This window comes from Trebonia kvetii (genome assembly GCF_007827045.1).
Taxonomy (GTDB): Bacteria; Actinomycetota; Actinomycetes; order Streptosporangiales; family Streptosporangiaceae; genus Trebonia; species Trebonia kvetii.
This window is the reverse complement of the sequence record NZ_RPFW01000008.1, coordinates 1-22,245: the sequence shown is the minus strand read 5'-3', so window position 1 is coordinate 22,245 and position 22,245 is coordinate 1. Positions and strand designations below refer to the sequence as shown.

Genomic DNA, 22,245 nt, shown 5'->3' with positions numbered 1-22,245 from the left:
CCCTCCCGGGATGCTGACCCTCCCGGTGACCGCCGCCGCTATCCGGAGCGCAGCGGCAGGGTGAGGGTGAAGGCAGCGCCCTGCCCAAGGCCGGCGGAAGCGGCGGTGACGTCGCCGCCGTGCGCGCGGGCGATGTTGCGGGCGATCGTCAGCCCGATGCCGGAGCCCGTGGCACGGCGCGGCTGTTCCTGTCCTCCGGGCCGCCCCGGCGCTCCCGGCGGTTCCGGCGGTTCCGGCGGTTCCGGCGGGCTCGGCGGTTCCGGCGGTCTCGGCGCGCGGTAGAACCGCTCGAAGACGCGCTCGAGATCCGCGGCGGCGAGCCCGGCGCCGGTGTCGGCGATCGTCACCTGGGCCAGCCCAGGCGGTGCGGCGGTCCGCACGGCAACCACGCCGCCCGGCGGCGTCGCGGCGAGCGCGTTGCCGAGGATGTTGGTGAGCACCTGGGTGATACGGTCCGGGTCAGCCCAGACCGGCAGCGGCGCGCCCGCCTCGATGGACAGCCGGACGCCCGCGTCGGCGAACTGGGGCGCCAGCCGGGTGGCCGCCTTGCCTGCCAGGGCGGCAAGGTCGGTGGCGGCCAGTGACAGGTCGAGCCGTTGCTCTTCCGAGCGCGACAGGGCAGAAAGATCGTCGGCGAGCCGCCGCAGGCGGCGCAGTTCGTCGCTGACCGCGCCGAGAACCTCGGGTTCCGGCGCGAACACCCCGTCGATGAGGCCCTCTAGGTACCCCTCGAGCGCGGTCAGCGGCGTGCGCATCTCGTGCGCGACCTCGCCGAGCAGCCGGCTGCGGCGCTCCTCGGTGTCCGCGAGCCTGGTCGCGAGCGTGTTGACGTCGCTGGCGATGCCCGCGAGCTCGGGCTCGCGCGGCACGGGCACGCTCGCCTGGTAGCGGCCGGCCGCGATGAGCCGCGTCGCCCGCCGCACCTCGTTCAGCGGGCGCACCAGGCGCCTGGTGATCAGCGCCGCGGCGAGCGCGGCGACGACGACGCTGGCAAGCGTGCCGAACAGCAGCGCGGTGGTCAGCGCGGAAACGAACGCGCCACGCACCGTGCCGCGCAGCGCGCGGCGCGTCTGGCCGTGGCCGGCGAGCAGTGCCCTGATCACCGCGTCGGCCTCGCGCGCGAAGAACTTCGGCGCGAGCAGCCGGATCGTCACATAGGCGGCAACCGCCCCCACCGCGATCACCGCCGCGTACGACAGGAACAGCCGTCCTGGCAGGCGCATCGTCATGCCGGACGCCCGGCGAACTTGTAGCCGACGCCGCGGACGGTGGCGATCAGCCGCGGATTGCCCGCATCGTCGCCAAGCCGGGACCGCAGGCCGCGAATGTGCACGTCCACGACCCGTTCGTCGCCGAAGAAGTCGTAGCCCCACACGCCCTCGAGCAGCTGGCGGCGGGAGAAGACCCGGCCGGGCGCCTCGGCGAGCGCGGCGAGCACATCGAACTCCAGCGCGGACAGGTTCACCGCCGCGCCGTCCACGCGCACCTCCCTGGCGTCCTTGTCGATGGTCAGGCCCTCGAAGCGCAGCACCGGCCCGGCGACCTCGCGCGGACCGCGGTCACGGCGGAGCACCGCCTTCACCCTGGCCGCCACCTCGCGCGGGCTGAACGGCTTGGTGATGTAGTCGTCGGCGCCGACGCCGAGTCCGAGGAGCTTGTCGATCTCCTCGGTGCGCGCGGTGACCAGGATGACGTAGACGTCGCTGAAGGTGCGCACCTCGCGCAGCACCTCGAGTCCGTCCCTGCCCGGCAGCATGACATCGAGCAGCACAAGGTCAGGCGGATCGCGGCGGACCTCGTCGACGGCCGCCGCACCGTCGACGGCCTCGGACACGGCGAAGCCGGCCGCCTCCAGGTATCCGCGCAGTACGGTGCGGATATGCGGTTCGTCGTCGACAACGAGCACCCGGGGCATCGCTCACCCACCTCTGGCCCAGGGTACGGCCGGTGTTGCGGGCCGTGCCCGGACCGGCGACGATCTTCACGGTAGCTTCACGGAGCGCTCCGCGTTGCCTCACACTGACCCGGCAGCCTGGGTGACATCCGAAGCACGGACACGATGCACAGCAAGGAGCCAGGCGAATGGAAACCAACAGGCGGCGCCTGCTGGCCGGGCTTGCGGCGGGCGGGGCGCTCGCGGCGGCGCTCACCGGCGGCGGGGTCGCGATCGCCGCGACGGGCTCGTCGCCTCCGGCGGCGGCCACAGCCACCGTCCTAACGGCGACGGGCACGCCGGGCTCGGCCGCCGCCGTGACGGTACCGAACGGGAAGCACGCCGGCGCACGGGGCGCAGCCTTCCGCCGCTTCGCGTGGCGGCACCCGCACGTGGTGCGCTCGGCCTTCAGGTCCGCGGCCGCCTACCTGGGCCTGACACCTGCGCAGCTGCGCGCCCAGCTGCGCGACGGCAAGTCGCTCGCCCAGGTGGCGGCGGCCAAGGGCAAGCCGGTGCAGGGGCTGGAGAACGCGATACTCGCCGGGGCCGTCAAGGCGATCGACGCGCACACCGGGTGGAGCGCCGCCCGCAAGGCGGCGGTGGCCGCCCGGGTGAAGAACCAGCTGAACGCCGTCGTGAACGCGACATTCCCGTACGGCGTCGGTCGTCACGGGGCAGCGAAGTAGCCCAGGGCCGCGCGGGTCTCTGGCGTCCCGGTGGGGACGCCAGAGACCTGCGCGCCGGCGTCAGCCGGTGAGCTTGCGGAGTTCGGGCAGGACTTCCTTGCCGATCACCTCGATGGTCGCCATCGGGTCTTCCGACATGACCTGGATCGAGACGATGTCCGCGCCGACGTCGGTGACCAGCGGGCGGTAGGCGTCGATCAGGCCCTGGGCGTCGGCGGCGACCGTGTAGCTGGCGAGCACCTCGGCGCGGTCCATCTCGTCGGCCTTGATCCGCAGTTCCATCGGGTCGGTCGCCTCGAGGCGGCCGGGCGCGCGCAGGCCGCGCATCGAGCTGAGCGCCTGCCACGCCCGGTCAGGGCCATCGGCGAGCACGGTCCAGCGGGTGGCGAGCACCAGGTGCTCCTTGCCCGCCTCCGAGGCCGCTTTCCGGTACGGCGCGATGACCTTGGCGACCGTGTCCGCCGGGTCCTTCACGCTGGTGATCAGGCCGTCCGCGTGCGTGCCCGCGAACGCGGCGGACTTCGGACCGCCCGCCGCCATCAGCACCGGCACCGCCCCGGCCGGCGGCGAGTAGAGCTTGGCCGTCTCCGTCGTGTAGTACTCGCCGTGGAACGTCACCTTCTCCCCGGCGAACATCCGGTGCATGATCTCGAGCGCCTCCTGCATCCGGGCCTGCCGCTCGCCGTAGCCGGGGAAGGGGAAGCCCATCGGCCGCTCGTTGAGCGCCTCGCCGGTGCCGACGCCGAGCAGCAGACGGCCGCCGGACAGCCGGTCGGTGGTGGCGGCCATCTGCGCGACAAGCGCGGGGTGGTAGTGGAACAGCGGGCAGGTGACGGCCGTGCCGAGCAGCACGTCGCTGGTCTTGACAGCCACGGCGCCGAGCCAGGACCAGACGAACCCGGCCGCGGACGTGTCATCGACCCAGGGGTGAAAGTGGTCGCTGCCAAGAACGGCGTCGAAGCCGGCCCGCTCGGCGGCGACCGCCTGCTCGACCAGGTCTTCGGGCTGGTAGGACTCGTGGCTGCACAGCCAGGCGAACTTCATCGCGCCTCCATCAGTGATCTCATCGCCTCCGATACTCTCATCCGCCCGCACGCGCCGGCGCCGCGCGTCGCCGGTAGCCGTGGCCGCGCCGCCGTTTTCCGTCTTCCTATCTGCCTTGATAGCGACTATCTTGATATCGAGACATCTTGCTTAGGAGGGGCGTTGATCACCGGATTCGATCATGTCCAGCTGGCGATGCCGTGCGGCCGTGAGGCGGAGGCGCGGGCCTTCTACGCCGGGCTGCTCGGGATGACCGAACTGCCCAAGCCCGCGGCGCTCGCGCCACGGGGCGGCTGCTGGTTCGCGTCGGGAAGCGCTGTGCTGCACCTGGGCGTCGAGGAGCCATTCAGCCCGGCCCGCAAGGCGCATCCCGCGCTGCTCGTTGAGGAGCTCGACGCGCTCGAGGCCGCGCTGACCGCGGCGGGCCGCGCCTGCGTCCGCGCGGACGGCGAGATTCCCGGCGTCCGGCGGTTCCACGCCCACGACCCCTTCGGCAACCGGGTGGAGTTCCAGCAGGCCGACCAGTAACAGAAGCCAACCAGGAAGACAGCGGGCCGCTTCTTGCTGTTATCCGGTTCGGCTCGGGGCGGGGTTTTCCGTTGGGGTGCATATCGGCGGCGTTGGCCCCATGCTGGGTACGTGGACGCAGACCAGGTCGCTACGCTCCGTGCGTTGATGGCCGGTTCCGGCTGGCTGGAACGGGCGCGCGTGCTCGGCCGCGCCCTGCGCACGACACCGCGGTCGGCGGGCGGGCTGCTCGTCGTCGGCACGCCGGACTTCGAGCCATGGCACGTGACGGCGCACCTGGACGACGAGTCCCGGCTGTCTGGCATCGCGGAACTGGCACCGACCCTCATCCGCTGGGCCCCGCCCCCGGGCGCGCCGGCGCACCTGTCGGTCGGGCTTGCCCGCCTGGAGGCCGCGAGGCGCGGCGAGACGCTGTTCGTGGTCGCGGAGGACACCGCGCCGGCGCCGCTGCTCGAGCGGGTCAGCGACGCGCGGAAGACCGGCGCCACCATCCTCGCGCTCGACAGCGACGACCCGGAACTCGACGCCCTGGCCCACGAGGCCCTCGCGGTACCCGAATCGCTGTCCTTCGACGCGGGCCAGCACCTCGTCTCCGCCGCCGCGGGCGCGCGTGGCCGCACCGCGCGTGGTCGCGACGGGCTGCGCGCCAGGATTGCCCGCCTCCTGGACACGGTCGCCGGCCCGACCGCCTAGCGGATCCATCCCGCGCAGTGAGCGGTCGCAGGCCCCGATGCCCGGCGCGTGCCAGCGTAGGGTGGCGCGCATGGGGATATCGCCGCACGTTGCCCGGCTGCGTGCGGCCGTCGGGCACGAGCTCCTTGTGCTGCCGTGCGTCACTGTGCTGCCAGTCGATGACCGGGGGCGGCTATTGCTTGCGTGGCACACGGGGCACAGCGACGGCTGGGGCACGGTGGGCGGCGCGGTCGATCCCGGCGAGTCACCCGCTGAGGCGGCTGTCAGGGAAGCGCGGGAGGAGATCGGCGTCGCCATCCGGCTGGTACGGCTGATCGACGTGCTCGGCGGCCCTGACTACGAGATCAGCTACCCGAACGGCGACCGCGTCGCTTACATCCCCGCCGTCTACGAGGCGGAGATCACCGACGGGGACCCCGCCCCGGCCGACGGCGAGCTGAGCGAGATCGCCTGGTTCACGCCGGAGGAACTAGAGTCCATCCCGCTGAGCCGGTTCACCCGCGCGCTGCTGACCGCGACCGGATGGCTCAGGCGTCCAGGGACAGGACCATCGTCGGGCGCTCGATGACATGGTCCTCGCGCAGCGGCCGCACCGCGGTGCCGATGGCGAAGAACTCCGTGGTGTGCGAGCCCCAGGTGTGCGAGTGCTGGCGAAGCTGCACCCCGACGATGCCCTCGGCGTGCAGTTCCTCTGCCTCGGCCTGCATCCGGCTCATCGCGAGCTCGCGGGCGTCGTACAGGGCCTGGGTGAACTGCTCGATCTCCACGTTCCGCCCGATGTTGCCGAGCACCGACCCCATCCGCTGGTGCGCGATGTGGTACACGCACGAGCCCATGACCATGCCGAGCGGCGCGTAGCCTGCCCTGATCAGGGTCCAGAAGTCCTGTCCTGACAGGTCGGAGGTGAACGGCTGGCGCTTGTTGTTGCGCCAGTTCGACACCCCGCCGCCGCCCGCGCCAGGATCGGCCTTCACAGCGGTGCCGATCGCGATGAACTCGGCGATGTCCGCGCCGAACTCCTTCATCTCCACGTCGAGGCGCACGCCGACGATGCCGTCAGCGCCGAGCGCGTCCGCCTCGGCCTCCATCCGGGTCATCGCCAGCTCCCGCGCGTGGTACATCGCCTGGGACAGGACGTTGAGCTCCTGGTTCTTGCCCCAGCGGCCGATCTGCAGGCCGACGTGGTAGATCGACGAGCCGAGCACGAGCCCGAGCGGCCGGAAGCCCACCTCGCGGACAAGCAGGAACTCGTTCACCGAAAGGTCGGACGTGAAGATCGACCCCGCCTTGCCCGGCTGCAGCTCGGCGAGCCGCTTGATCGCGTCCTGCGGTACGCCCGCCGCGCCCAGGTCGACCTGCTGGTTGGTCATCGACGTCCTCTTATCTTCCGTGCACTAGCGCCTGTTTTGGCCGATATCGACCCGCGCCGCCTGACGCCGCTGCGGGTCGAGAGACATGATGGCGAGCGGAGTCTGCCGATCCCGTTCGGAATGACTGCTTGTGAATCGCACGATCGCGGTACCGATGTTGACCGCCTCGATCACGTGGTCGCGGCCGCCCTCCTGGGCGGGACACTCGCGCTCGCGGACCCGCATGTCCATGTCCGCGATGACGACGCCCTCCCCGCCGAGGCGCTTGACATCGGCTGCGAGTTGCTGGCGCGCGTCGTGCCTGGCGTCGTTGACCAGCTCGGTCCAGCCGGTGACCTCGGCGTTCCCCGCCGACCAGCGGGTCTGGCCGACGGTGCGCCAGTCGTCGTGCCTGGCGGCGATCGAGATGCCGAGGACGAGCCCGGCAGCCATCCAGCCGCTGTGCACCAGCTTGGCGAAGTCCTGCCCGGACAGGTCGGAGGTGAACGGGTGGCGCAGCGGCCGCGCGCCAGGCGCGCGGATCGCGGTGCCTATCGCCTTGAACTCGAGACCGCCCGACGGGAACGACCCGATGGTGAGCCGCACGCCGACCACCCCGTGCCCGCCGAGCTCGGTGCACTCGGCGACCATCCGGCTGATGGCCTTGCGGCGCGCCTCGTACATCGTGTTGACCAGCGGGCCGAACGAGCCGTAGCCGCCCCTGCTCGACACCTGGGTCCGCGTCGTGGCGGGCGCCCAGGCGTAGGAGTAACCGCCCCACGCGCCCGGGCAGCCGTAGCCGCCGGTGTAGCCGATGTTGTAGACAGCCGCGCCGAGTACCTGGCCGGCCGGCTCGAAGCCGGCCGAACGGACGGCGGCGAATTCGTCGGCGGTGAGCGCAGAGCCCCAGGTGCCGCTGCTCCTGATCTCGGCCATCCTGGCTTCCGCGGCCGGCGGCAAGTCATTGCTCACAGGCACTAGCGTAGCCCGGTTTGCGCCCGGGCGGCCGCATGGATACCGCATCGGTCGTGCCGGCGTCCATGCGGACCGCGAGGGACTGCCTAATCCTGTTTGTCCCAGGCCTCGTTGCGCTCCTTGACCTTGTCGAGCGCGTGGGACGCCTCCTCCTTCGTCGCGTAGGGGCCGAGGAGATCCTTGCCGGGGCAGGGGGTGTCAGCGGGCTCGACCCGCATGTGCCTGGTACAGAACCACCATTGGTCGTGCTCGTCGGAGTTCGCCATGCCTACTAGACTCGCAAAACATGGCCACTGTGCTCCACCCGGGCCGGCTGTCTCCGGCCCGGCAGGTTCCCGCGAACATCCCGCGTCCCGAGTACGTGGGCAAGAAGGCGCCCACGCTCGGCGAGTCCGACGTGAAAGACGCGGACACGATCGCGCGGATGCGGATCGCCTGCCGGCTCGCGGCGCAGGCGCTCGAGGAGGTCGGGCGGCACGTGCGGCCCGGCGTCACCACGGACCACCTGGATGCCGTGGGGCACGAGTTCCTTGTCTCGCACGGGGCCTACCCGTCGACGCTCGGCTACCGCGGCTACCCGAAGTCGCTGTGCACCTCGCTGAACGAGGTGATCTGCCACGGCATACCCGACGACACGGTGATCGGCGACGGCGACATCGTGAACGTGGACATCACGGCCTACATCGGCGGTGTGCACGGCGACACCAACGCCACCTTCCTGGCCGGCGACGTGGCGGAGGACTCGCGACTGCTCGTCGAGCGGACGAAGGAGGCGATGATGCGCGGCATCCGCGCCGTGGCGCCTGGCAGGCCGCTGAACGCCGTCGGGCGGGTAATCGAGTCCTACGCCAAGCGGTTCGGCTACGGGGTGGTGCGCGACTTCACCGGGCACGGGATCGGCACGACCTTCCACTCCGGGCTCGTCGTCCCGCACTACGACGACCCGTCGTCCACGGTGACCATGGAAGCAGGCATGACCTTCACCATCGAGCCGATGCTCACGCTCGGGGTCATCAGCTACGACATCTGGCCCGACGGCTGGACGGCGGTCACGCGGGACCACAAGCGCACCGCGCAGTTCGAGCACACGATCCTCGTCACCGAGGACGGTCACGAGATCCTGACCCTGCCGTAAGAGCCTACGAAAGCTATCAAAGCCGGGCATTTCAGGCCTTATTGGCTACAGTCCGCTAGCACTTTGTCGCAAAAAAGATGTAACAGGCCCGTTAAACGTTGTTATCTGGCCTACCATCACCCGATATGACCCCCTTGCGGCTGGGCAGCCGCTACCAGCTCGAGGAGCGGATGGGCGAGGGCGGCCTTGGCGTTGTCTGGCGAGGCAGCGACATCGTGACCGGGGCCGGCTTCGCGATCAAGCTGCTGCGCCCTGAGCACGCGCGAGACGAAGCGGCAGTGGCCAGGTTCATGCGCGAACGGACCGTGCTGCTCCGCTTCAGGCACCCGAACGTGGTAGCGCTGCATGACATGATCGTGGAGGGCGACCGGCTCGCCCTGGTGATGGACCTGGTCGCGGACGGCGACCTGGCGGCGCACCGCCAGCGGTGCGGCGGGACGCTCGATCCGTCGGAGGCGACGGAGCTCATGGCGCAGGTCTGCAACGCGCTCGCCACCGCGCACGCCGCGGGCATCGTGCACCGCGACCTCAAGCCCGCCAACATCCTGCTCGACAGTGGCCGGGTGAGGCTGACCGACTTCGGCATCGCCCAGATCGCCGGCGAGCCGTCACTGACGAGCGAGGGCGTCTTCCTCGGCACGCTGCACTACCTGGCGCCCGAGGTGATCCAGGGGGACGAGCCGACGCCCGCCTGTGACTGCTACGCCGTCGGCGTCACCCTCTACGAGCTGCTCGCCGGCGATCTGCCGTTCACCGGACAGGCAGCCGCGGTCATGCACGGGCACCTGTACCTGACGCCTGAGCGCCCGGAGGGCATCCCCGACTCCTCCTGGCGGCTGATCGCCGCCTGCCTCGACAAGGACCCGCGCCGCCGTCCGAACGCGACCGAACTTGAGCTGGCGCTGCGCACAGACCCCTGGCGGGCAATCAGTTCCGTCGGCGGGGACACGTCGGACTCCTTGCCGTGGACCGATCCCGCCGCGGTCTGGGAGCAGGAGAACACCGGCCCCGGGGTGCTCGCCGCCGATCCGGTCACGGTCGAGTCGCGGGTACCGCGCCGTCGCAGGAACCGTGGCCGCCTGGCCTTCGGTGCGCTCGCGATGCTCGCCGCGGTGGCCGTGATCGCGCTGGCAGTCAGCCGGTCGCTCGGGCCGGCGCACCCCGCCGCGGCGCCCGCCGTCACCGTGACGGAACAGGTGACCCCAGGGGGCACGGTCGCTCTCGGCAGGATTCCCGGCGCCGATCTCGGCGGGCCGAGCCCGCAGCCCGGCAGCACAGCGCCGGCCAGCACGCATCCGGGCACACCGCCCGGGCACACCCTGCGGCCGTCGCCAGAAAGTACCGGCGCCACCGCGACGAGTTCCGCACCGCCGACGACCGCACCGGCGTCGCCACCAGTCACGGCGACGCCGCCTGCCTCCGGCACGCCCACCGCGACTCCCACCACGCCCGCCGACACGCCCTGGCAATGCGGGACAGTCGCCGCCGCCACGATGTCGGGGTCAGGCAAGGCCACCGGCCAGACGCTCCAGGCGTGCATCCGGATAGGCGACGGGAAGCTGGACCTGCGCGGCACGCTCAACGGCACCAAGGCCGGGTGGCACGAGCAGATCATCCTGGTGCTCGAGGACAGCTCGCAGCACAACGACGGCAGCTACACCTCGCCGGTCTGCATCGCCTCCGCGTGCACCTTCAGCACGTCGCTGGTGCCGTCGAGCGGCGAATGGACCGTCCTGCCCGAATGGGCCAAAGCGGGCAATTTCCAGTCCTCAGGCAACGAGCCCGGTTACGTCGACTTTTAATTCCGAAAAGGGCAAGTCGGCATGGCTGCCGTCCCTTTTCCCCTACCATCACACGATATGACTCCCCTGCGCCTGGGCAGCCACTACCAGCTTGAGGAGCGGATCGGCGAAGGCAGCCTCGGGGTCGTCTGGCGGGGCCGCGACACCGTAACGGAGACCGCCTACGCGATCAAGCTGCTGCGCCCCGAACACGCTCAGGATCCGGCGACCGTTGCCAGGTTCGTGCGCGAGCGGACGGCGCTGGTCCGCTTCAGGCACCAGAACGTGGTCGTTCTGCACGACATGATCGTCGAAGGCGACCAACTCGCCCTGGTGATGGACCTTGTCGCCGACGGCGACCTGGCCACGCGCCGCAAGCGGCGCGGCGGGGCGCTGGACGCGGCCGAGGCGACGGAACTCATGGCGCAGGTCTGTGCCGCGCTCGCCGCGGCGCACGCCGCGGGCATCGTGCACCGCGACCTCAAGCCAGCGAACATCCTGCTCGACGGCGGCCAGGTGCGGCTGACCGACTTCGGCATCGCCCTCGTCACCGGCGAGGCGGCCCTCACCACCGAGGGCGTCTTCCTCGGCACCCTGCACTACCTGGCGCCCGAGGTGATCCGGGGGGAAGAGCCCACCCCCGCCTGCGACTGCTACGCCGTCGGCGTCACGCTGTACGAATTGCTCGCCGGGCATCCGCCGTTCACCGGCGTGCCCGCGGCGGTGATGCACGGCCATCTGCACCTGACGGCGGAACGCCCGGACGGCATTTCCGACGCCGCCTGGCAGGTGATCGCCGCCTGCCTGGATAAGGACCCCGGCCGCAGGCCCCGCGCCGCCGAACTCGAGCAAGCGCTGCGCGGTGCGGCGTGGACGCCGACGGCACCGGGAAACTCGCGGTCGTCCGCCGCCTGGCCGGGCCTTTCCGCCGCGTGGGACCTCGACACTCTGCCCAGGGAGGCAGCGCTCGAATCCGGCCGCGGCGCTGTCGCGGATCCGGCCGGCGCTGTGCTGGCCATCGCGGCGCCGCCGATGGTGGCGGTGCCGTTGGAGGCGAGGCCGACGGAGGCGGGGCCGACCGACGCTACCGTGCACGCCAGCGATCTCCTGCCGCCCGGCGGCGGGGCGAGCGGTCCGCGGCCGCCGCGCCGCAGCGGTTTCTGGTTCGGCTGGGCTGTCGTACTGCTCGCCGCGGCGACCGGCATCATCGCGGTCATCGCGTTCGCGGTCAGCCTGTCGTCTGGGAAGCATGCGAAGGCCGCGCCGGGCGTCGCCAGCACCGTGACCGGCTCGGTGAGCCCGGCCGGGCAGTCCGCGAGCCCAGGCCGGTCCGCCACCGCCTCGGCGGGAACGGCCACGCAAGGCGGCACCGCGACGCCGGGGACGGCCCCGGCGACCCACCGCGGCCAGCGGCCAGGGCAGTCCGGCACCGCGACGCCGACGCGAAGCCGCACCCCCACCCCGCCGCCGTCGGCCACCTCGTCGATCGCCCCGGCACCGTCGTCGTCCACGTCAGCGTCCGCCACGCCTTCGCCGTCGGTCTCCCCCTCGGCCACGCCGTCACCCACGGGTCCGGCCGACACCGCCTGGCAGTGCGGTACGGCGGCACCCGCCACGCTGGCGACGGGCAAGGTCACCGGTCAGACGCTCAAGGCGTGCATCCGCGTGCACAACGGGAAACTGGCCCTGCACGGCATTCTTGGCGTGACGGTGACGGCCTGGCACGAGCAGATCATCCTGCTGCTCGAAGACGCCGCCGGCAACGTGAGCGGCACCTATTACTCGCCGGTATGCGCGACGTTGACCTGCAACTTCACGATCACGACGGTCCCCGCCGACGGCCAGTGGACGGTGCAGCCCGAGTGGGCTCGCTACGGCGGCAACATCATGTCCTCAGGCAACGATGCCGGGTATGTCTACTTCTAGTCCAGGCTGAGCCTGGCGAGAATCGTGCGGCGCTGCGGCCCGAGAGGGTAGCGGCCCCTGGCCTCCGCGATGACCGCGGCGAGGACAGCCAGCGGGTCGTCAGGGTCGAGCCGGACCCGGTCGCGGCGGCCGCGCAGCACCGTCAGCGCGTGCCTGGCCCGCTCCTAGGGATAATGCCGGGTGAAGACAGTCGTGGCGGGTTCAGCGAGCGGTGGAGGCGGCGTGATCGAAGCGGTCGTTTTCGACATGGACGGGGTGCTCGTCGACTCCGAGCCGGTGTGGGAGCGGGTCAGGCGGGCGTTCACCGCCGCGCACGGCGGGCGCTGGGCCGACGACGCGCAGGACAGGATGATGGGCATGTCCACCGCCGAGTGGTCCGCCTACATAAGCGAGGACTTCGGCATTCCGCTCCCGCCCGCCGAGATCGCCGAGCGGGTCATCGCGGCCATGAAAGAGGAGTACCAGGTCCACCTGCCGCTGCTGCCCGGCGCGGTCGACGCCGTGTTCGCCCTGGCGAGTCGCTGGCCGCTCGCGGTCGCGAGTTCCGCGCCCAAGTCGCTCATCGAGGCCGTTCTCGACGCATCCGGCATGCGCCCCGCGTTCGCCGCCGCGGTGTCGAGCGAAGAGGTCCCCCGCGGCAAGCCCGCCCCCGACGTCTACCTGGAAGCGACCGCCCGCCTGGGGAGGCCCGCGGCCTCCTGTGCCGCCATCGAAGACTCCACCAACGGCCTGCGCTCCGCCGCGGCCGCCGGCTGCACGGTCATCGCGGTCCCGCGTCCCGAGTACCCGCCGGCAGCCGACGCATTGAAGCTGGCCAGTATCACGCTTGACTCGCTCACCGCGCTTAGTGCAGAGAAGATAGCCGCCCTCTGATGCCGCGGCCGCTAACCGCTGTGACACGCCTTGAGGTTCAGCCCTGGAAACGGACTGGGGTCCGAGGGGGGTTTCCGCCGGCCTTCCGTAGGAGTGCCGGCGGGAATCCTCCTGGACCCCAGTCACCTCATAGCTTTTGATTTTGACTTGCGTGTAACACGGTTACGCGTCGCGCTTGCGGAACAGGTAGCCGCCGACGCCGACGAAGACCAGCATCCAGATCACCGTCACAAGGAACTGCGGCCACGTCGACCATAGGTGCATATTGTCCCTCTGCGGCAGCGTCACCGAGATGACCCGGCCCGCCGCGTCGGGCATGAACCGGACGATCTCCCAGCGCCAGCTGTCCGGCAGGATCTGGACGATGATCGACAGCACGAACATCAGGCCGATCGCGGAGGTGATCGCGCCGGCGGTGTGCCGGATGATCGCGCCGAGGCCGAAGGCGATCAGCGCCACCACGGTGACGAACAGCGCCGAGCCGACGATCGCGGTGAGCACGTGGCCCTGGGTGATGACCTCGTGGCCGATGAACGTGTAGTTGGGCGGCCCGCCCTGATTGCCCGTAGGCGGACTCATGTTGACGTCCCTCGGGACCGTGACCGAGTGGAACAGCGACCCGCCCACGCCCGATCCTGCCAGCGTCGCCGAGCCGGCGAAGAATGCGAGGAACGAGGTCACCAGGGAGACGATGAACGTCAGCGAGGTGAGCACGATCAGCTTGCCGAGGTAGACGGTGCCACGCCGCGGCATCGCCGTCAGCGAGGTGCGGATCATCCCCGTTGAGTACTCGGACGTGATGGCCATCGCGCCGACCACCGCGATGATCAGCTGGCCCAGCTCGAAGAACGGGATCAGGATGCTCTGGGTGCCGTCCGTGCCCGCCTTCTGCCAGGGCTGGTTGTGGATGGTCTGCGAGATGCCGAAGCCGATGAGCGTCGCGATGCCGACGCTGACGACGACCAGCGCCGCGATCGTGAAGTAGGTGGAACGGACCGAGCGGATCTTGGTGAACTCCGAGGCGATCACGCCGCGCAGCCCCGCCTGACCGCTAGCCGGAGGGAGTGCGGACAGCCGCACGTCGGAGGTTGTCATGGTCGCCACGGTCAGACCCCGCTTCCGATCGTCGTGGTCGCCTGGTGACCGGGCGCGTCGGCGTGGTACTCCACGCTGTCCGCGGTCAGCTCCATGAACGCCTCTTCAAGCGAGGCGCGGATCGTGGTCAGCTCGTGCAGCCTGATGCCCTCGCCGAAGGCCAGGTCGCCGATCTCCTCGGTGGTCATGCCGCGCACCTCGATGGCGCCATCGTCGTCGATGCTGGCGGTGGCGCCCTTGGCGGAGACCACGCGCACGAGCTGGTCGGTCGACGGCGTGCGGACCCGCACGGAGGCGCCGGACGCCCCGGCGACGAACTCCTGCATCGTGCAGTCAGCGATCAGCTTGCCGCGGCCGATCACGATCAGGTGGTCGGCGGTGTTCTCCATCTCCGACATCAGGTGGCTGGACACGAAGACCGTGCGGCCCTCGGCCGCCAGGGCCTTCATCAGGTTCCTGATCCACACGATGCCCTCAGGGTCGAGACCGTTGACCGGCTCGTCGAACATCAGCACCTTGGGGTCGCCGAGCATGGTCGCCGCGATGCCGAGCCGCTGGCTCATGCCGAGCGAGAAGCCCTTGGACCGCTTCTTCGCCACCTCGGTCAGTCCGACAAGCTCAAGCACCTCGCCGACCCGCCGCTTCGGCAGGCTGTTGGTCTGCGCCAGGCACAGCAGGTGGTTGTAGGCGGAGCGGCCCCCGTGCACCGCCTTCGCCTCGAGCAGCGCCCCGACCTCTCGCATCGGGTACGCGGCGTCCTGGTACGCCTTGCCGTCAATGGTCACCGTGCCCTCGTTCGGGTAGTCGAGCCCGAGGATGCAGCGCATCGTCGTGGTCTTGCCCGCACCGTTCGGCCCCAGGAAGCCGGTGACCTTGCCCGGTTCAATCCCGAAGGTCAGCCCGTTGACGGCGATCTTCTCGCCGTATCGCTTCGTGAGGCCCCGTACCTCGATCATGGGAAATCGATCCTCTCTATTGGTCGTTCCCAAGTCTGCTCGGGGCCGCCGACGTGCGCGTCACCCGCGGTGATGATTTGCGGAGTACTCCTGCGGGGTTAGTCCCGCGGAAGCGGCGGCCGCGCGCAGAGAGTGCCGCATCAGCCCTGAGAATACGCTGAGGGCGGTCGCGGCCGGCTAACGCGCGGTATGCAGCGTGACCGAGTAGCCAGGACCGGCGGCGCGCAGCCGGTGCGGCGCGGTGGTGCCGTGCACCCGGACGCGGCCGGGGCGCAGCGGGCGGGCTGCGCCGTCCGCGGCAAGCTCGACCGCCTCGCCGGCCAGCGCGGTGGCCTGCGCGCAGTCGCAGTCCGCCGCGGTGTCCGGCGGCAGGACGAGCAGCCAGGCGCCCGGCGCGCCAGGCACCGGAATGCGGACCGGGCCGGCCGGGTCGAAGCGGACCAGGTCCCACCAGCGCTGCGGGGTGGCGGCCAGGGCGGCGAGGTCGCCGGCGATCCTGCCGTCGGTGCGCGGCGCGGCGGCGGCCTGCTGGAAGGGAAGCAAGGGGGCGGCGAGCTGAGCGATCTCAGGAGCGACCGAAAGGTCGGTGTTCAACGACGGTTCCTTCGCGTGTCGGCTGTATTAGTGACTCCGGCTGAGAATGCGGGGTCAGCGACAACACGAGAAATGACAGCAGCCCACCGTCGAGAGGCTGCTCGTCTTCGGGCAGCACGACATGGCCATGTGGCTCATGTGACGTGCTGACATGCGGGCCATCACACCCTAATCACGCGCCGTTGTCAAATCCGCAGGCCCGCGGCGGCCAGCGTGTCCAGCGCCTTCGCGATCTGGGCGGCGTCAAGGCCGCCCGCTGCGTCATGTTCTGCCCAGGCGGCGGCGGTGAGGGCACGCAGGCCGTCGATCGGCTCGCCGTCGCCCTTCAGGGTCAGCGTGCCGTCATCGCCCGCTGTCGCGGTCCAGTCGGCGCAGGTCGCGGCCCGCGCCTCCGTCGTGACCTCGGGGTAGGGCCGCAGCAGCGCGTCGAGGTTCTCCGCGATGTAGGTTGGCCTGCGGTGCTTGGGCGCGAGCGTGGCGGTGCGCGGGTTGTCCACGCCGGTGAGCACCAGGAGGCTGTCGGCGCCGGCGTTGAACGCGGCCTCGATGTCGGTGTCCAGCCGGTCGCCGATCACCAGCGGGCGCTTCGCGCCGGTGCGGATCACCGACTCGCGGTGCAGCGGCGGCTCCGGCTTGCCAGCGACGAGCGGCGTGACGCCGGTGGCGTTCTCGATGACCTTGACGAGCGAGCCGTTGCCCGGCTGGGTGCCGCGCGGCCCCGGCAGCGTCGAGTCGGTGTTGGTCGCGACAAACAGGGCGCCCGCGCGCACCGCGATGCCGCCCTCGGCGAGCCTGGTGTAGTCGATGCCCGGCCCGTAGCCCTGGACGACCGCCGCCGGGTTTTCGCTGGCGCTGGAGACGGGGACGAGGCCGCGCTCCCTGATCGCGAGCCGCAGCGCGGTGGCCCCGATGACGAGGACCTTCGACTTGGGCGGCAGCTTATCCGCGAGCAGCCGGGCCGCGGCCTGGGCGGAGGTGACCACGTCGGCCTCGGTGACGGGGGCACCCATGCCGTCGAGCAGCTCGGCGACCGCCGCCGGGGTGCGGGAGGCGTTGTTGGTCACGTAGGCGACGTGCGCACCCGCCCGCTTGGCCTGCTTTAGCGCCGCTGGCGCGCCGTGGATGGCGGTCCCGCCGATGTAGACGACCCCGTCGAGGTCGAAGAGAAGGACGTCGTAGGCTTCGGCGAGCGTTTTCGGCACGGGCGTAAGCCTACGTGTCCAGGCGGCGGAACTTGAGCGTGGCCCGGACCTGGCGCAGCGCGTCGGTGTAGTGCTTGCGGTCGGGGCGCATCGCGGCGGCCAGCGCCAGGTACTCGGCGGCGGCCTCGTGCTCCCCGGCCCGCGCCAGCGACAGCCCGAGCCCGAAGTGGGCGTAGTCGTCGGTCGGGCTCGCCTCGACGATCACCCGGAAGTTCTCCGCCGCGGCGCTGTACTGTCCGGTGTCGAACTGCGCCCTGGCCAGCGCCTCGCGGACGCTGCGGGAGGCCGGCTCGGCGTTCGCGGCTCGCTGCAGCACCTGCGCCGCCGCGGCGGGGCTGCCCTTGCCGAGCAGGTCCAGGCCCGTGGTGTACCAGCCGTGCACCACGGCGGGATCCGGGCTGCCCGGTTCGTCCCCGTAGGGATCGCGCGGCTCGCGGGGTCCGCGCTGCTCCCTTGTGTCGCGGGAGTCCCGTGATTCACGCCGCTCGCGGGGTTCCGTGGAGAAGTTTTCTCTGCGGGGGGAATCCCAGCTGCCGCTTGGTACTTCAGACATGGTGTGCAGACCCACTTTCCGTCCGGCGGTGACTCCGCTTACGGCGCGGGACTCGTCCTCGCGCCGTTTCGCGGCGTCCGTTATGACCTATCCCGGGTAGGGGGACTCGCAAACGTCACATCACCACCGTACGACGTGATTGGCCCCGAGACCCTGGAGCGGTTGCTCGCCGACTCTCCGTACAACGTTGTCCGGCTGATCCTGCCTGCCCGGTCGATCTCTTCAGGCGAGCCCTCGGCGCGGGACGCCGGGCTGCTCGCCGCGGCGCGACTCGCCGACTGGATGACGGTCGGTGCGCTCGCCGCCGACGACGCGCCGGCGCTCTACGTGTACGAGCAGCGCGGCACTGACTGGGTGCAGCGCGGGCTTATCGGGCTGGTCAGGGTGGGCACGGGCGCGGTGCTGCCGCACGAGGGCGTCATGCCGGGGCCCGTCGCCGGGCGGCGGGAACTGATGAAGGCGACCAGGAGCAACCTTGAGCCCATTTTGCTCGTCTATAACGGTGGGGGCAGTGTCAGCGAGGCCGACGGGAATGGCCTGACTGGTGCTGGCAAGACCGAGAGGGCGGGCGCCGGCGGGCACGGGGGCACCGCCGGGCCCGCCTCGCGCATAGTGGACGAGATCGCGGACGGCAGGCCACCGCTCGCCGTCGCGGTGACCGAGGACGGCGTGACGCACCGGCTGTGGGCGCTGACCGACCCGGACGCACAGGCGGCCATCGAAACCGATCTCGCCGGGCGCAGCGCGCTCATCGCCGACGGGCATCACCGCTACGCCGCCTACAGCGAGTTGCGCGCGGAGATGCGCGACGGCGGCGCGGGCGACGGGCCGTGGGACTACGGGCTGGCCTACCTGGTGGACGCGGACGCCTACCCGCTGCGCCTCGGCCCCATCCACCGGGTGCTGCCGCGGCTCGACCCGGCCGAGGCGGCCCGGCTCGCCGCGGAGGCGTTCACGGTCACTCCGGTGACCGCGGAGACGGCACTGGATCGCCTGACGGCCGCTGGCGCGGCGGGGACGGCCTTCCTGCTGGCCGGCCGGGACGGCCGGTGGCTGCTGACCGAGCCCGACCGGGAGCGGCTCGCTTCCGCCATGCCGCCGGCGGCGTCACCGCGGTGGCAGGCACTCGACGCCTCCGTCATGCAGGAACTGCTGCTGGCCGGCCTCTGGTCGATCAAGGACAACGACCGTGACGTGCTCATCTCGCACGACGCGGACGAGGCGATCAAGATGGCGGCCAGCTCTGGCGGCACCGCGGTCATCTGCAACCCGATGCCGCTCGCAGCGGTGATGGACATCGCGGCGCGCGGGGAGAAGGTGCCGCGCAAGTCCACGTCATTCGGCCCGAAGCCGCGCACCGGCCTTGTGCTGCGCAGCTTCGACGAGTAGCGACGGGAACGGGCGAAGCCGGGATGATCTGGTTATTCCTGGGTGTCGTCGGGGCCCGGCTGCGTGTGCGCCGTCACGGCGTCGGCCACCGAGTCGTGGATGCTGAACACCTTGTTCAGGCCGGTGATGCGGAAGATGCGCAGGATGCGGCCCTGGGTGCAGACGAGGTCGATCCAGCCATCGTGGGCGCGGACCCGCTTGAGCCCGCCGACGAGGACGCCGAGGCCGGTCGAGTCGAGGAACTCGACTCCCTCCATGTCCACGATCAGCTGGTAGCTGCCGGCCTCGACCAGCCCGATCAGCCGTTCACGCAGCTTGGGGGCGGTGTAGACGTCGATTTCGCCGCTCACCGCGATGACAGTGAACCCATGGTCCTCCGGGTCCACCTTCAGCGTCAGCTCCATGTCCTGTCCCCTCTCTTGGTTGGGACAATAGCCCGATGCGTAGCGGCATCGCTACGACCGCAGATTCCAGGCTGACGCAAGGATGGCCGGCTACGCACCTGGCCGACCCTACCCCGCTGAGGCCGGCGCGCGCGTGGTCTACGGCGACGCGCGCGGCTACTCACTCGTGGGCGGGGGACTCGCCCTCGGGGTCGGGCTTGGCGTCTAGGTCGTTGTCCGCCTCGTCGTCCAGGTCGTCGTCTTCGTCGTCGAGGTCGGCCTCATCGTCGAGGTCAAGGTCGTCCTCGCCGTCCTCGTCCTCGTCCTCGTCCTCGTCTTCTAGGTCGTCGGACTCGTCGTCGAGGTCTAGGTCGTCCTCGTCGTCTTCATCCTCGTCGTCTTCATCCGCGAGGTCGTCGGCGGCGTCGTCGAGGTCCTCTTCGTCTTCTTCGTCCTCGTCCTCGTCGTCGCCGAGGGTCTCTTCGTCCTCGTCGTCTTCTTCCAGATCCTGGACGGAGATGCCGTCCAGTTCGTCCAGGCGGGCGAGAGCGTCGGTTTCCTCATCCTCGTCGGCGACGACCGCGCGGGAGAAGGCTTCCCTCGCGGCCTCGGCGCGGCCCGCGGCGATGAGGGCCTCACCGTAGGCGTAGAAGAGGCGAGCGGACCAGGGGCGCTGCTTGCCGTCGGTCAGCTCGGGTACCTGGAGGGCGAGGACCGCGGCGTCGGCGAGGCCCTGGTCGCGGCGGATGCCGGACTCGACGATGCGCAGCTCGATCTGGGCGGCGCGCGGCAGCCGCTTGGCCTCGGCGCTGTGCACCAGGTCGAGAGCGCGGTCGAGGCGGCCGAGGCCGCGCTCGGAGTCCGCCATCAGCGGCAGGTAGTCGTTGCGCCCAGTCATCCTGCGGCCGGCCTGCAGTTCGGACAGGGCCTCCGCCCAGCGTCCGGTCCGGTAGGCGGCGATGCCCGACACCTCGCGGACCAGGCCGATGCGGGTTGCCATCTTCCGCGCGGCCTGCGCGTACCGGTACGCCTGCTCGGGGTCGGTGGCCAGCTCGGCGGCGACCATGTACCTGCCGACGATGCTCGCCCGGTCCGCAGAAAGGCTGCCGAGCTCGTCCTTTACCTCACGCGACAGCTGATCGTCGGTGACGCTGTCCGGAATGCGAGGCGCGTCGGACATGCCGCCGCTTCGCCTGTCGTCCCGGTACCCCTCGGGCCGTCCCCGGTCGCCGCCAGGCCTTGCTCCGTAGCCGGATGGCCTGCCAGCGCCAGTCCTGCCCGCACCCGTGGACGTGCCGCGGGCGCCGGTGCCGCCTGGACGCGGCGACCTGGCCTGCCGGTCATCGGGGAACGCGCCGCCGATCCTGTCCGACATGGCCCTGCTGAAGCCGTGGCCGCGAGCCGGGCGGTCCGTGCCCGCGCCGCCGGAACGGCTGTCGGAGCGGCCGTAGGAGGGCCGGTCAGAGCGGGCGGGGCCGTCCTGGCCTGAGCGGTAGCCGCCCGGCCTGCGGTCGCCGCCGTCGCGACCTGCGTCATCACGGCCGCGGTAGCCGCCGCCGCGTGCGCCTCCGTCGCGGTCCCCCTGATAGGGCGGCCGGTCACCGGAGGGCCTGCGGTCGCCGCCGCCGTACGACCTCGCGCCGTCGCGGTCGCCGCCGTACGGCCTGCCGCCGTCGCGGTCTCCGCCAGGGCGGCGGTCGAAGCCGCGCTCGGCGCGCTCGCCGCGCTCGGCCGAGCCGAAGTCACGCCGCGGACCTCGGGACTGCGGGCGGTCACCACCGCGGAAGCCGCCGTCGGAGCGGCCGGCGCCGCCGCCGTAGGACGGACGGTCACCGCCGCGGAAACCGCTGTCCGAGCGGCCGGCGCCGCCGCCGTAGGACGGACGGTCACCGCCGCGGAAACCGCTGTCCGAGCGGCCGGCGCCGCCGCCGTAGGACGGACGATCACCGCGGTTGCCGCCTGGGCCGCGGTCGTAACCGCGCTCGCCCGAGCCGAAGTCACGTCGCGGTCCGCGAGACTGCGGCCGGTCACCGCCGCGGAAGCCGCCATCGGAACGTGGGCGGGCGCCGCTGGGTCCACGGTCATAGCCGCGGCCGCCGTCGCCGCCGACGTCCCTGCGCGGCGGGCGGTAGCCGCCGTCGCGCTCGCCGCCACCGCTGTCGCGCTGGCTGCCGGACGAGGAACGGTTGCCGTAGCCGGGACGGTCGCCGCCCGGACGGTCGCCGTAGGAGGAACGGCCGGGACGGTCGCCATAGCCGCCCTCACGGCGCGGCCCGCGATCATCGCCGCGGTAGCCGCCGGAACCGGCGTCGTCGCGCCGGTATGGCCGCGACGGCCCGCTCGCAGGCCCGCGACTGCCGCCGCCGCGGTAACCGCCACTCTGGTTACCACCGCTGGCCGGGCGGCCGCTGTCACGCTCGGAACCGCGGCCGGATTCACCGTCGCGTTCCCAGCGCGGACGGCGGTCTCCCGCGTTGTCACCGGAACGGGAGGGACCGCGGTCATACCCGCCCCTGGCACCAGAAGAAGACCGGCCGGCGCCGTAGCCGCCGCGCGACTCGCCGTCGCGCCGGTAGCCGCCATCACGCCCGCCCTGGCCTCCGGGACGGCCGTAGCCGGAGCGTCCCGCACCGCCGGAGCCACGCCCAGCGCCACTCCCGGAGCGCGAACCTCCGTTGCTGTCGCCACGCTGTGGCGCATTGCCGTCCTCGGCCACTATCCCAACCTCCTGCACACTTAATCCTTCACCCTACGTGCTGGCCCGTACGCTCAGGCATCAGCACCCGGCAATCCGCCGCCGACCCGCCTCGCGTCTTCAGCCAAGCGCGGATCGCCGCTGCCATCGGTTCACGGGGGCGTCTGCCGTGCACTCGTGCTGAGTGCGCGCGATCGCCCGCGCCGTGAACGGCGCCAGTGCGCGGTTGCGCATCGATGCCGATGGCGTAGAGCCGGTAAAACAACCAACTCGTGAAAAACAGCTAAGAGGGCCGATCCTGCAATAGGTTCGGCCCTCTTAGGGAAGTATGTTCCGGCGGTGTCCTACTCTCCCGCGAGGCCTCCCTCGCAGTACCATCGGCGCTGAAAGGCTTAACTTCCGGGTTCGGGATGGGACCGGGTGTTTCCCTTTCGCTATGGCCGCCGCAACTCTAT

Annotated in this window: 23 protein-coding genes and 1 rRNA gene; 9 read left to right on the top strand and 15 right to left on the bottom strand. The window is 71.3% G+C overall.

The features are described from left to right. Positions 1 to 38 precede the first annotated feature (38 nt). Positions 39 to 1,229: a sensor histidine kinase gene (locus EAS64_RS34815; protein WP_145860089.1), complete on the bottom strand. Its 1,191-nt coding sequence runs from the start codon at positions 1,227 to 1,229 to the stop codon at positions 39 to 41. Then, a complete protein-coding gene (locus tag EAS64_RS34810) occupies positions 1,226 to 1,915 on the bottom strand; it encodes a response regulator (RefSeq protein ID WP_145860087.1) in 690 nt (229 codons plus the stop codon). Before EAS64_RS34810 ends, EAS64_RS34815 begins: the two co-directional genes overlap by 4 nt. Before the next feature lie 167 nt (positions 1,916 to 2,082). On the opposite strand from EAS64_RS34810, the gene EAS64_RS34805 reads away from it, so the two are divergent. Next, the gene (locus tag EAS64_RS34805) at positions 2,083 to 2,619 is read left to right on the top strand and encodes a hypothetical protein (protein ID WP_145860085.1); all 537 of its coding nucleotides are present in this window, start codon (positions 2,083 to 2,085) and stop codon (positions 2,617 to 2,619) included. A 60-nt stretch (positions 2,620 to 2,679) separates the two neighbouring features. On the opposite strand, the gene EAS64_RS34800 is transcribed toward EAS64_RS34805, so the two are convergent. Further along, entirely contained in the window at positions 2,680 to 3,663 is a 984-nt protein-coding gene (locus tag EAS64_RS34800) for a TIGR03557 family F420-dependent LLM class oxidoreductase (protein ID WP_145860083.1), read from the bottom strand. Positions 3,664 to 3,825: 162 nt separating this feature from the next. On the opposite strand from EAS64_RS34800, the gene EAS64_RS34795 reads away from it, so the two are divergent. The 3 genes from EAS64_RS34795 (at position 3,826) to EAS64_RS34785 (ending at position 5,452) form a co-directional block, all read left to right on the top strand. Further along, positions 3,826 to 4,191, top strand: a complete 366-nt coding sequence (locus EAS64_RS34795; protein WP_246116007.1) for a VOC family protein — start codon at positions 3,826 to 3,828, stop codon at positions 4,189 to 4,191. Between the two features lie 111 nt (positions 4,192 to 4,302). Further along, positions 4,303 to 4,884 (top strand): hypothetical protein, encoded by a 582-nt coding sequence (locus EAS64_RS34790; protein ID WP_187366395.1) that lies wholly within the window; start codon positions 4,303 to 4,305, stop codon positions 4,882 to 4,884. A 70-nt stretch (positions 4,885 to 4,954) separates the two neighbouring features. Next, positions 4,955 to 5,452 carry an NUDIX domain-containing protein gene (locus EAS64_RS34785; protein WP_145860081.1) on the top strand — a complete coding sequence of 166 codons (498 nt, stop codon included), beginning with the start codon at positions 4,955 to 4,957 and terminating at the stop codon, positions 5,450 to 5,452. Here the strand turns inward: EAS64_RS34785 and EAS64_RS34780 are convergent. From EAS64_RS34780 to EAS64_RS34770, 3 genes are all read right to left on the bottom strand, one after another. Continuing rightward, the gene (locus tag EAS64_RS34780; protein WP_187366394.1) at positions 5,412 to 6,254 is read right to left on the bottom strand and encodes a heavy metal-binding domain-containing protein; all 843 of its coding nucleotides are present in this window, start codon (positions 6,252 to 6,254) and stop codon (positions 5,412 to 5,414) included. The two genes, EAS64_RS34785 and EAS64_RS34780, sit on opposite strands and share 41 nt — an antisense overlap. A gap of 24 nt (positions 6,255 to 6,278) precedes the next feature. Then, positions 6,279 to 7,205, bottom strand: coding sequence for a heavy metal-binding domain-containing protein (locus tag EAS64_RS34775; RefSeq protein ID WP_187366393.1), 927 nt, complete (start codon positions 7,203 to 7,205; stop codon positions 6,279 to 6,281). An 89-nt stretch (positions 7,206 to 7,294) separates the two neighbouring features. Next, on the bottom strand, positions 7,295 to 7,474 hold the full coding sequence (locus EAS64_RS34770; RefSeq protein ID WP_145860077.1) for a hypothetical protein: 180 nt from the start codon (positions 7,472 to 7,474) through the stop codon (positions 7,295 to 7,297). A 20-nt stretch (positions 7,475 to 7,494) separates the two neighbouring features. Between EAS64_RS34770 and map the strand changes: the two genes are divergently transcribed. The 3 genes from map to EAS64_RS34755 all read left to right on the top strand — a co-directional run bounded on the left by map (position 7,495) and on the right by EAS64_RS34755 (position 12,050). Then, positions 7,495 to 8,343: a type I methionyl aminopeptidase gene (gene map, locus EAS64_RS34765; RefSeq protein WP_145860075.1), complete on the top strand. Its 849-nt coding sequence runs from the start codon at positions 7,495 to 7,497 to the stop codon at positions 8,341 to 8,343. A gap of 125 nt (positions 8,344 to 8,468) precedes the next feature. After that, positions 8,469 to 10,145 (top strand): serine/threonine-protein kinase, encoded by a 1,677-nt coding sequence (locus EAS64_RS34760; RefSeq protein WP_145860073.1) that lies wholly within the window; start codon positions 8,469 to 8,471, stop codon positions 10,143 to 10,145. 57 nt (positions 10,146 to 10,202) lie between these two features. Beyond that, complete coding sequence (locus EAS64_RS34755; RefSeq protein WP_187366392.1) at positions 10,203 to 12,050, top strand: serine/threonine-protein kinase; 1,848 nt, start codon at positions 10,203 to 10,205, stop codon at positions 12,048 to 12,050. On the opposite strand, the gene EAS64_RS44105 is transcribed toward EAS64_RS34755, so the two are convergent. After that, on the bottom strand, positions 12,047 to 12,190 hold the full coding sequence (locus tag EAS64_RS44105) for a hypothetical protein (RefSeq protein ID WP_187366391.1): 144 nt from the start codon (positions 12,188 to 12,190) through the stop codon (positions 12,047 to 12,049). The genes EAS64_RS34755 and EAS64_RS44105 overlap by 4 nt on opposite strands. Positions 12,191 to 12,272: 82 nt before the next feature. Here EAS64_RS44105 and EAS64_RS34750 point away from each other — a divergent pair, with 82 nt between their 5' ends. Next, a complete protein-coding gene (locus EAS64_RS34750) occupies positions 12,273 to 12,923 on the top strand; it encodes an HAD family hydrolase (protein ID WP_246116006.1) in 651 nt (216 codons plus the stop codon). A 162-nt stretch (positions 12,924 to 13,085) separates the two neighbouring features. On the opposite strand, the gene EAS64_RS34745 is transcribed toward EAS64_RS34750, so the two are convergent. The 5 genes from EAS64_RS34745 to EAS64_RS34725 all read right to left on the bottom strand — a co-directional run bounded on the left by EAS64_RS34745 (position 13,086) and on the right by EAS64_RS34725 (position 17,323). Further along, positions 13,086 to 14,018, bottom strand: a complete 933-nt coding sequence (locus tag EAS64_RS34745) for an ABC transporter permease (RefSeq protein ID WP_145860069.1) — start codon at positions 14,016 to 14,018, stop codon at positions 13,086 to 13,088. 11 nt (positions 14,019 to 14,029) lie between these two features. Continuing rightward, complete coding sequence (locus tag EAS64_RS34740) at positions 14,030 to 14,974, bottom strand: ABC transporter ATP-binding protein (RefSeq protein ID WP_145860067.1); 945 nt, start codon at positions 14,972 to 14,974, stop codon at positions 14,030 to 14,032. Positions 14,975 to 15,151: 177 nt separating this feature from the next. Next, positions 15,152 to 15,568, bottom strand: coding sequence for a cysteine dioxygenase (locus EAS64_RS34735; RefSeq protein WP_145860065.1), 417 nt, complete (start codon positions 15,566 to 15,568; stop codon positions 15,152 to 15,154). A gap of 185 nt (positions 15,569 to 15,753) precedes the next feature. Continuing rightward, positions 15,754 to 16,770 (bottom strand): HAD-IIA family hydrolase, encoded by a 1,017-nt coding sequence (locus tag EAS64_RS34730; protein WP_145860063.1) that lies wholly within the window; start codon positions 16,768 to 16,770, stop codon positions 15,754 to 15,756. Between the two features lie 10 nt (positions 16,771 to 16,780). After that, positions 16,781 to 17,323 carry a tetratricopeptide repeat protein gene (locus tag EAS64_RS34725; RefSeq protein ID WP_145860061.1) on the bottom strand — a complete coding sequence of 181 codons (543 nt, stop codon included), beginning with the start codon at positions 17,321 to 17,323 and terminating at the stop codon, positions 16,781 to 16,783. A 3-nt stretch (positions 17,324 to 17,326) separates the two neighbouring features. On the opposite strand from EAS64_RS34725, the gene EAS64_RS34720 reads away from it, so the two are divergent. Further along, complete coding sequence (locus EAS64_RS34720; RefSeq protein WP_145860059.1) at positions 17,327 to 18,712, top strand: DUF1015 family protein; 1,386 nt, start codon at positions 17,327 to 17,329, stop codon at positions 18,710 to 18,712. A gap of 32 nt (positions 18,713 to 18,744) precedes the next feature. Here the strand turns inward: EAS64_RS34720 and EAS64_RS34715 are convergent, their stop codons facing one another. The 3 genes from EAS64_RS34715 to rrf all read right to left on the bottom strand — a co-directional run bounded on the left by EAS64_RS34715 (position 18,745) and on the right by rrf (position 22,238). Beyond that, on the bottom strand, positions 18,745 to 19,110 hold the full coding sequence (locus EAS64_RS34715) for an STAS domain-containing protein (protein WP_281283369.1): 366 nt from the start codon (positions 19,108 to 19,110) through the stop codon (positions 18,745 to 18,747). Between the two features lie 166 nt (positions 19,111 to 19,276). Then, a complete protein-coding gene (locus EAS64_RS44100) occupies positions 19,277 to 21,829 on the bottom strand; it encodes a tetratricopeptide repeat protein (RefSeq protein ID WP_187366390.1) in 2,553 nt (850 codons plus the stop codon). 292 nt (positions 21,830 to 22,121) lie between these two features. Next, positions 22,122 to 22,238 (bottom strand): 5S ribosomal RNA (gene rrf / locus EAS64_RS34710). Between the last annotated feature and the right edge of the window lie 7 nt (positions 22,239 to 22,245).

What these genes read in the sequence shown, in the direction of transcription:
- EAS64_RS34815 (WP_145860089.1), bottom strand. Translation starts at nt 1,229, where the DNA reads ATGACGATGCGCCTGCCAGGACGGCTGTTCCTGTCGTACGCGGCGGTG.
- EAS64_RS34810 (WP_145860087.1), bottom strand. Translation starts at nt 1,915, where the DNA reads ATGCCCCGGGTGCTCGTTGTCGACGACGAACCGCATATCCGCACCGTA.
- EAS64_RS34805 (WP_145860085.1), top strand. Translation starts at nt 2,083, where the DNA reads ATGGAAACCAACAGGCGGCGCCTGCTGGCCGGGCTTGCGGCGGGCGGG.
- EAS64_RS34800 (WP_145860083.1), bottom strand. Translation starts at nt 3,663, where the DNA reads ATGAAGTTCGCCTGGCTGTGCAGCCACGAGTCCTACCAGCCCGAAGAC.
- EAS64_RS34785 (WP_145860081.1), top strand. Translation starts at nt 4,955, where the DNA reads ATGGGGATATCGCCGCACGTTGCCCGGCTGCGTGCGGCCGTCGGGCAC.
- EAS64_RS34780 (WP_187366394.1), bottom strand. Translation starts at nt 6,254, where the DNA reads ATGACCAACCAGCAGGTCGACCTGGGCGCGGCGGGCGTACCGCAGGAC.
- EAS64_RS34770 (WP_145860077.1), bottom strand. Translation starts at nt 7,474, where the DNA reads ATGGCGAACTCCGACGAGCACGACCAATGGTGGTTCTGTACCAGGCAC.
- map (WP_145860075.1), top strand. Translation starts at nt 7,495, where the DNA reads ATGGCCACTGTGCTCCACCCGGGCCGGCTGTCTCCGGCCCGGCAGGTT.
- EAS64_RS34760 (WP_145860073.1), top strand. Translation starts at nt 8,469, where the DNA reads ATGACCCCCTTGCGGCTGGGCAGCCGCTACCAGCTCGAGGAGCGGATG.
- EAS64_RS34755 (WP_187366392.1), top strand. Translation starts at nt 10,203, where the DNA reads ATGACTCCCCTGCGCCTGGGCAGCCACTACCAGCTTGAGGAGCGGATC.
- EAS64_RS34745 (WP_145860069.1), bottom strand. Translation starts at nt 14,018, where the DNA reads ATGACAACCTCCGACGTGCGGCTGTCCGCACTCCCTCCGGCTAGCGGT.
- EAS64_RS34740 (WP_145860067.1), bottom strand. Translation starts at nt 14,974, where the DNA reads ATGATCGAGGTACGGGGCCTCACGAAGCGATACGGCGAGAAGATCGCC.
- EAS64_RS34725 (WP_145860061.1), bottom strand. Translation starts at nt 17,323, where the DNA reads ATGTCTGAAGTACCAAGCGGCAGCTGGGATTCCCCCCGCAGAGAAAAC.